The following is an 8964-nucleotide window of genomic DNA, read 5'->3' as shown; positions in this document are numbered from 1 at the left end:
CTCGCTCCCACAAGGGATCTGGGTAAGAGAAATTCTGCCGGGCGAGCTACTCCGAACGCAGAATCACTGTCATCCGCTCGTCAGCCAGCGTCGAGCCGAACACTTCGGCGTAGCGCAGGGTCGCATTGGCATGCTCGCGCATGATCGCCTCGGCACGGCCGCTCTGGCGATTGATCAATGCGTCGAACACCGAATGGTGTTGCATGTGGGCATAGTTGAAGCGGCGAAACTCGCCGGCCATGTTCTGGCGATCCACCGCCAGGGCGGTGACTGAAGCGAAAGGCAGATGATCGTTGCGAGCCAGGGCGTCGGCGATCGCCGGGTTGTGGCTACCTTCGACGATCACCTGATGAAAGCGCATGTTGAGATCGTGATAGACCTCCAGGTCATCCTCGGTCACATAACCCTTGGCGAACAGTTCATCCCCCTGCACCAGGCATTGTTCGAGTATCGCGCGCGCTTCTTCAGACAAGCCATGCTCGGCCGTCTGCCGTGCCGCCAGGCCCTCCAGCACACCACGTACCTCCACAGCCCCGGCGATTTGCTCGGCACTGACCGAACGCACCTGAAAACCTCGCCCGCCAAAGCGCACCAGCAACCCTTCCTGCTCCAGGGTGCGAAACGCCATGCGCACCGGCATGCGCGACACGCCGAACAACTCAGCCGTGGGAATTTCCATCAAGCGCTCGCCAGCGGCCAGCTCACCCGAGGCGATCATCTTGCGCAGCGCAACCAGCACCGTTTGGCCGGGCTTACTCATCCAGGCGATTCCAGAGAAAAGAAGCCGTCATAGTAGAAGGCTTGGCGCAACGTGTCACGGCAGTGCAAGGCCTTGATAAAAGCCGGTGGTTCAAATGCCCGCCAATTCCCGCAACTGCGCCAAAGTCTGCTCGTCCAGGCTAATCCCCTGCTCATTGGCCTTGCTGCGCTCGCGATGACGACGATCTCCCGGCAACCGCCGCAGCCCGACGCCATGCATCTGCCTGACCAGTTCCCGGCTGCGCTCGGCGAAGTCTTGCCCGGCGGTCTTGCTGGGGTCGATCACGATCAACAACTGGCCGGTCCACGGCGTCTTGGCGCCCGGATGATTGCTCCAGTCGAACTCGAAGGAAAAGTTACCCCCGGTCAGGGCCGCCGCCAGCAACTCGACCATCATCGACAGCGCCGAGCCCTTGTGCCCGCCGAACGGCAGGAGCGCTCCGCCTTCGAGAATCGCCTTGGGGTCGCGGGTCGGTTGGCCAAGGCTGTCCACGCCCATGCCTGGCGGCAACAACTCGCCCTTGCGCGCAGCAATCTGTACGTCACCGTGGGCGATGGCGCTGGTGGCCAGGTCGAAGACAATCGGCTCACCGTCGGCCCGCGGCGCGGCGAAGGCAATGGGATTGGTGCCGAACAGTGGCCGGTCCGCGCCATGGGGCACCACGCAGGTCATGCTGTTGACCACGCTCAACGCCACCAGGCCTTCGTAGGCAAACGGCTCGACATCCGGCCAGAGCGCCGCAAAGTGATGGGAGTTGCGAATGGCCAGGACGGCGATACCGGCGCTGCGGGCTTTTTCCACCAGCAGTGGCCGCGCGGCAGCCAGGGCTGGCTGGGCAAAGCCATTCCCGGCATCCACCGCGACGAACCCTGACGCCACGTCTTCGACTACCGGCACGGCCTTGCCGTTGACCCAGCCGCTGTTCAGCGTCGAGACGTAACCGGGAAGGCGAAACACCCCATGGCTATGGGCACCGTCGCGCTCGGCCCCGGCGCAGTTTTCAGCCAGGCACCGGGCGACTTCGGTCGACGTGCCATGACGCAGGAAAATTTTCTCCAGCAAGCTCACCAGAGCATCGAAGGACAGGGTGCAAGAAGCGGCATGATCGGATGGCGCAGACATCTGAAGCTCCGGAATGATTGTTGGAGGTAGCAACAGCGTAAAGGACCCGCCCGGTGATTAAACACTGTTTCAGGCGCGCGCTGTCAATCCTTCCCCACCGCAGATCAAAGAAGCCCGGCGTGCAATAACTATGTACCACCTTCGCCCACCCATCGTTGCCTAGTCTGAGCGCTCGCGCCCCATTCACGGCGCCTTGATCGAGAAGCAACGATGACCACTGAAACCACGCCACTGCTATTTCCCGAGGTATTGAACGCCACTCGCCTGGACCAATTGACCGCTCCCCACGGGCTGACCCAGGCCGATCTCGACTGGTTGCACCATGTCTCCCTGCCCAGCCATGCGCAACGCGCGGCGCAGATACCGCCGATGTCCGCCGAAACGATTCTGCTCCAGGCCGAGAACAAGGCGCCGATTCCATTGGCCGGCTGCTTTACCCTCAGGGCCCTGCCAGATACCGACGGAACCGACCACAAGTCTGCGTTCCTTTACACGCCGGACGGGGGGATCACCCAGTTCAACGACCCGCAAGCCCTCGAAAACAAGATCGATGAAATGCTGCAGGACACCGCGGGGCGCGACGATCTGTTTCGCTACCTGTCGATTTCCCAGCGCAGCGAACTGAACAGCACGACCGACATCACACGAACCAGCCAGATCATCAACGAAGACGTTTTCAAGGCGCAGATCGAATCCATCGAATACGCCCAGCGCCTCAATGCCCTGGCCATGGTGGATGAGCTGATCAAACTGCCCACACTGACCTCGATGCTTGACCAGGCATTGAACGAGCGGCTTCCCAACTTCGATCAACGACAGGCCCGCGTGGCGTTGCGCAAAGGGCCCCCACTGGGCGACACCCTGGCAATCCCGGTGACTGAGAGCATTGCGCTGAGCGACGCCGTGCTGGTGTACTTCCACCATCAGGGTTGGCCTGCCGGCCATGACGTCGACCTGACGCACCCCGGTACGAGCGCGCACACGGCGCAACAATGGGAAGACATCATCAAGGCCACGGCCAGGAACCTGATCCCCAGACTCAGCCAATGCATCAGTGCCTACTGGGAGGCGAACAGCCCCTTCCACCTGTCGCGCCGCCACTTTCTTGCCCGGGTCATTCGTGACGCGCTGCGGGCCGCGATCCTGATCGAGCGCGAAAAAGGACAACTGACCCAAGCCCAAAGCCAGGAGCTGCTTCGACTGTTCAGGCCTTCGCGCCGGGAAGAGCCACTGCTGTTCATCGAAACGATTCGCCTCTGGGAATATGCACCGCGTTTTGTCGAGCTGGCGGGTTCGTTGATGATCAGCGGCAAGGATCATTATCTCTACACCCCCAGCCACGGCCTGCAGAAGGTCGCCAACTACCTGGGTTTCAAGGATGCGCTGCTCAAGCCCGCCGCCACAGTCGAGCCCGGGCAAGCGCTCTACAACCTCTTGAGCCTGGAAGAACGCAACCGTTTTCTGCGCTTCGACCAACCTCAAGTGTCGGGCGAATCGGTGAACTTGCCAGTGGCCGAATCCCTGGCTGACGCGATCATTGCCAAACAGCTGGACAACTTGCACTACGCGTTGGAAATGTCCCGCCAGGGCGACGTCAACCTCCATTCACTCATCGACAAGACGCTGGATATCCGCGCCTTGATCAACAAAAGCCTGCTGGATCAGAAAACCGATGGGCATTGGGGCACACGACCGGTGTTTTACGGAGACCTGCGACCGTCCAACTTCATGGCCGACCAACTGGAAAGGAAGATCAAGAGCTACACCGATGTCGAAGACGCTTTTCACACCCACTTCATCAAGCTGCCGCCCGCCAACACGGCCTCGCTGCACAGCGGGCTGGACAAGCTGCTGCCTGAACTGACCAACGTCTTCTCACTGGGCCTGCGCGCCGAGGCCGAACTCAGGGAGCGTGACGCAACGCTGCCGGCCGCCGCCCATGACTTGATCAGGAACGTTTTCGCCTACGACGCCGACTACCCGGACCGCACCCAGCGCCTGGGCGTCAGAGGCTTTCGACCGGATGTCTATTCGTTGAAACTGACGTGCCGTACTGAAGAGCGCGTGATTTCCCTACGCCTGCCCAACTGTTTTTTAATGACCGAGCGCGGCGGCCTGGATACCCCCTACTCGGGCATGGCCATCCTCTGGTCCCCCGCCGGCGGCCTACAGGCTTTTGCGAGCGTCGACCTGGCCACGGAGCAACTGAACAAAAACCTGCTGGACACTCGCAAACGCTTTGCCTGGCTCTCGAACCTGGCGCCCGCTCACCGCATGCCCCACGGACGCTACCAACTCCAGGCCTATGAACTGCTGGAAGACAATGTGCTGGTGAATCGGATGAATTCGTTCATCGAACAGTTCAAGAGCGAGCGCAATTACTTGAGCACGTTGAAGGTCGGGGATTGGAAACTCAGCGGATCGGCGTTGCGCCACAGTCTCGACGCCTTGCTGGCTAAAGGCGCGCCCACCAACCTGAAGCGCGCCGTGGGCATCGCCCAAGCCAACAGGCAACAACAGACACTGCCCGCCTGGCTCGGGACGGCGTCCCTGGAAAATCGACGCCTGCATATCGAACTGCTCGAACAGTACAAGAACAGCGTGGTCGATGCCGATGCCAAGGACTATCTCGACGGTATCGAGCCATTGCGCACCTACGTGCATAAAAAGCTCAAAGCGTTACTGGACGCACGTTTCCCTGGAAAAAACCTCGACCCCGACACCCTCCAGATCACACCGAACCTTGCCGTCGTGGGGCCGGCCAGCGCGTTGACCGACTTTGCCTTGCATCATGTCGATGTGACCCGAAACGGCTTCAAGATTTCGTCAACCTCCACGCACAAACTGCCTGACGGCTTGAACGAGATGGCGGTCAGGCAAATATTATCGTCATTGGATATTTCCACCGCCTATAAAGCACAGGTCATGGACACGCTGTCCGGCTCTGCCGCGCCGGTCTTGCAAAGGAAGCGACGGTTCCGCCGACAACTCCCCTGGCAACTGCTGCAACACGCTCACGCCCGGCACCTGCAGCAACATCTCTCCAGCAAGGCATTCGACCTGATTCGCCAGGTACTGGACATGCCGGACGCCATCGCCCGTAGCGCGGTCGAAGGCGCCAGCGCAGTGTTTCGCCCAGTGGAACTGATCAAGACCGGCGGCGCGGCGGCGGTCAAGGCCCTTGGGCTTTACCTGGTGGGTTCGAGCGCCCAGGCAACCAACCCCCTTGTCCTGTATGCCCCTTATCACTCAGGTCATTGCTTTACCGAATTCAAGGACGAAGCGAGTGTGGTCGCAGCCTTCAACACGCCCGGCGCGCTCCAGGATTTGCTGGTCCACCGACTTCCCGAGGACCAGCAAGCCATTTTCAAGAACCTGTTCGCTTCGACACTCGGGCGCCTTTCGGAGATGACCCTGGGGTCCAACCCTATCCGCTCAAACCTGCTCGACACGCTGTTCGATGACAACACGAGGTTGCTGGCAGAGCTGTTGGGTTCCCAGGCACAGGACAAGCGCCAATTCGACTGGAGTACCGTCCTGCACCTGTTCAGCTCGGGCATCCGGTTAGTGGGAAGACAGTTGCCAGGCAAACTGACGTTCATAGAAACGCTGTGGGACAGTTACCAGGACTTCAAGGCTTCTTCCGAGGCCCTGCAAGCGCATGACTGGAAAGCCGGCTTGCACAACTTCATCGCCGGTGCCGCCGAGATGGTCTCACTGGGCCTGCTCAATCGCGACGATACATTCGGCCTGCTCGATCCCGTTGAACCCGCCTTGCCAACTGTCCCGTCGACGCTCAACTGGAAGGACATCGCGTCCACCGGCCAACTGCGTACCGACCTGGGCGTATTCGAAGCCACGGGGGTCAGCCTGTCCAACCTGCAAAAAAACCTGGCTGATGGAACTTACAAGGCCATGGAAAACGGCAAGCTTTATATCCCCTTGGCCGGCAAAGTCTTTCAAGTGGCAAAAGCCGACCAAACCTGGCGAATCATCCATGAACACGGCGAGGGACCGTTATTGAAAAAGTCCCCGGATGGCCGGACATGGGGAATCGACCCACAACGCCATACCATCCGCTTTGGCAAGGCCGGGTCGAAGATGGCCATCACCTATAGCGACTTCAAAGCCAAAGGTTCATTGAATATTGAAGCGCGAGGCATGACGGAAATACGCCGGAAATATCCGCACCGGGCAAATGCAATCGTGCAAGCGCTGGAGACTGCGCGGTTTTACTCATTCAACGCCCTCCACAACCTCCATCAACTCAAACAACAGGTTCTTCCGGGCTCCCGACTGGACAGCTACCTTAAATTGTTTTTTGGTGTCAGCAACGTCGACGCCAGTCTGCTAAGCAAACTAGAGACAGCGATATCGCCAATATGCCGGGCATTGGCCGATCCCACCTGGGAACTGCAAAACGCGAACCGCATCGTTGTCGGCCACCTCAAACACCTGGAGGATAGAGCCACTGCATTTGTGCTCGAACCGGCCGCCATTGGAAGAATCTATCTCACACAATTCTTCTTCGACATGGAATTGGATTGGTACAGGGCCGTCGTCCCCGATACCTTTAATGTCGACGCCCATGCCCAGGCAGCGACCTTCATCCATGAAGTCTCCCATCAGCTGTTCGATACCCTCGATATCATCTATCTGGACGCGGTACTGCCCTTCCTCGACTTGATTTCAACAGTGACTTATCCAGGGCAAGTGCAATACGCCAAGCAAAATGACCTGCAACTCAACGGACTTTCGTTGACCACCCCAAAATCCAAACTGTTCATGCAATGGGACAGCGCAGACAACACCTACAAGAAGTTTGAGCAACTGCCTTTGTACAAAGAAACAACCCGGGAGATCCTGAAGATCACTGGCGCCAAAACCATGGACATCGCCCGCGATGATTTTCTGGATCCGATTTTGCCGGGCAAGCGCATCGACGTCATACTCCGCAACGCCGACTCGATCACGCTATTGATTTGTGAATTAGGACGGCAACTCGACGTGAGTCCCTCCCGGCAACTTGCCGTGCCGTGAGTTGCACAAGAGGGGGTTGTTGATCTTTTTTTCACGCAAAGTATGCGACGGTAGGCCAGGACTGATGTTTGAGCGAAAAAAACAGGCTCATTGATGCGCAAACGCCATGACGGCAGTTCTCGGCAGCTCATGCCGAAGGTTAGAATGCGGCAAACCAGGACGAATCAATGACCGAACATACCCTCTCGGAAGCCGAATACGACGCCATTACCGATGCCGCAGCCCATTGGTGCATGCGACTGCATGCCGTCGACTGCACCGATGCCGAACGGCAGGCATTCAAGCAGTGGCACGATGCCGATCCCCTGCATGCTTTCGAATACGAAGCCATGCTGGAAATCTGGGATGTTGCCGATCATCTGCCGCGTGTCGAGGCCGCAGCCGCCACTCCAGCGCCCAGGCCCCGGTCGCGCTGGAGCCGGTTGGCTGTCGCTGCCGCGGTGTTCGTCGTCGGCCTGCCCCTGGCCGCCTACACCGGCTGGAACCTGGACTGGATCGCCAATTCCTATCAGCGGTTCGAAGCCGGCACGAGCGTGCGCCATATCACCCTGAGCGACGGCAGCCAGGTGGAACTCAACCTGGGCAGCGAGCTGACCTTCGCCAACTACAAGAACGAGCGCCGGGTAACCCTGGAAAAGGGCGAGGCGTTTTTTGACGTCAGCCATGACAAACAGCATCCGTTTGTCGTACGCGCGGGCCAAGGCCAGGTGCGTGTGACCGGTACTCGCTTCAACGTCTGGATGTACCAGGACCAGGTGTGGGTCACGCTGGTGGAAGGCTCGGTCAGGGTCACCAGCAACCAGGCCCTGACCCGTAACGGCCTGCAACTTTCGCCGGGCATGCAGGCGAGCTACAAGGCGGGCGATCATCAGCCCCAAGTCCGCGAGACACCCCCGAACGACAGCTCGCTGGCATGGCGCAACGGCAAGCTGGTACTGGATGACCTCGCCCTGAGCGATGCACTGCCGTTGATCAACCGCTACCTTGAGCGTCCCGTCATGCTCGCTGACAACAGTACCGGCGGCCTGCGTGTCGGCGGTGTCTACAACATCAGCGAAGTACAGAACCTCGTGGCTTCGTTGCCCAAAGTCCTGCCGGTCTACCTGACCCAGAACAAGGACGGCAACCCGGTGCTCAATTCCATCGGGCAGCGGCCGGTCCAATAACTGAAAGAACTGAAAGTCTCCCTGTGGGAGCAAAGCTTGCTCGCGATAGCGGTGGATCAGCCTGACTCGATCTGGGATGTACCGCCTTCATCGCGAGCAAGCTCGCTCCCACAGGGGGGCGGCCCACACTTCCAATGTGGGAGCGAGCTTGCTCGCGATGACGCCTGCAGGCACAACAGCGGTTACTGCGTCGCCACCCTGCCCGCCTCATCACGCTCACGGATAATCACGGCCTGATAATACGGATCGGCCTTGATCTGCTGTTCGGTGAAGGGCAGCACACTCCACTGCTTCTGCGAAAACGCCTGGGTCTGGTCGGCCGAGTACGGTGAAGCGGGGTCGCTGGAAATGGAAAACGCCAACAACCCCTGGGCTTGCGGACCTTTACCGTCGAACGTGACCACTTGCAGGTAGCTGGTACCGCTGACCACCTCCCGCTTGCCGTTCGCTCCCGGCACGCTCTGGATCGCGTTATAGATGCCCAACTCCCCGGGGCCGCCGTGGATCGGCGTCTGTCGGCTGCCGCTGCTGGCCACCTGGACGTCTTGCCACAGGCTGTCCTTCGACAACCCCGCAACCTTCACCGCCTCCACCGAAGCCAGCATGGCCTCGCGCACAGCCTTGAACACCGGCGGTCGCTCGATCGCCAGGCCGCGCGGGGTGCGTTGCGGGTCTTTGGGATCGAACGCAACACGCCATGAATCCGGCACCGCCTGCAGCCGTTCCATGATCTGCTGGAAGTACACGAACCCCAGACCGCTGTTCAGGCCGGCCTTGCGATCCCAGGCCTTGAGGCTGGTACAGGCCTCGGCCAATGCCGAAGCATCGCCCCCCAGGTCTCCGGCGCAAGCGCCGAGCAGGTCCGGCATCACCTGG

At 60.0% G+C, this 8964-nt stretch carries 5 protein-coding genes; 2 read left to right on the top strand and 3 right to left on the bottom strand.

Going from position 1 to position 8964, the window contains the following annotated elements; genetic code table 11:
* Positions 1-46 precede the first annotated feature (46 nt).
* Both J4E53_RS28590 and J4E53_RS28585 read right to left on the bottom strand, forming a co-directional pair.
* On the bottom strand, positions 47-760 hold the full coding sequence (locus J4E53_RS28590) for a GntR family transcriptional regulator (RefSeq protein ID WP_003202123.1): 714 nt from the start codon (positions 758-760) through the stop codon (positions 47-49).
* Between the two features lie 90 nt (positions 761-850).
* On the bottom strand, positions 851-1882 hold the full coding sequence (locus J4E53_RS28585) for an Ldh family oxidoreductase (RefSeq protein ID WP_060742248.1): 1032 nt from the start codon (positions 1880-1882) through the stop codon (positions 851-853).
* Positions 1883-2092: 210 nt separating this feature from the next.
* On the opposite strand from J4E53_RS28585, the gene J4E53_RS28580 reads away from it, so the two are divergent.
* The gene (locus J4E53_RS28580; RefSeq protein WP_103311131.1) at positions 2093-6922 is read left to right on the top strand and encodes a dermonecrotic toxin domain-containing protein; all 4830 of its coding nucleotides are present in this window, start codon (positions 2093-2095) and stop codon (positions 6920-6922) included.
* Positions 6923-7089: 167 nt separating this feature from the next.
* Positions 7090-8088: a FecR family protein gene (locus tag J4E53_RS28575; protein ID WP_103311133.1), complete on the top strand. Its 999-nt coding sequence runs from the start codon at positions 7090-7092 to the stop codon at positions 8086-8088.
* A 182-nt stretch (positions 8089-8270) separates the two neighbouring features.
* Here the strand turns inward: J4E53_RS28575 and J4E53_RS28570 are convergent.
* Positions 8271-8964, bottom strand: a 694-nt coding sequence (locus J4E53_RS28570; RefSeq protein ID WP_207268244.1) for a penicillin acylase family protein, incomplete at its 5' end; no start/stop codon positions are given.

Origin of the sequence: Pseudomonas sp. FW305-28 (assembly GCF_017351395.1) — a bacterium.
Taxonomy (GTDB): Bacteria; Pseudomonadota; Gammaproteobacteria; order Pseudomonadales; family Pseudomonadaceae; genus Aquipseudomonas; species Aquipseudomonas fluorescens_AA.
Note: the sequence above shows the minus strand (reverse complement) of the source record. Positions and strands in the feature narration are given on the sequence as shown.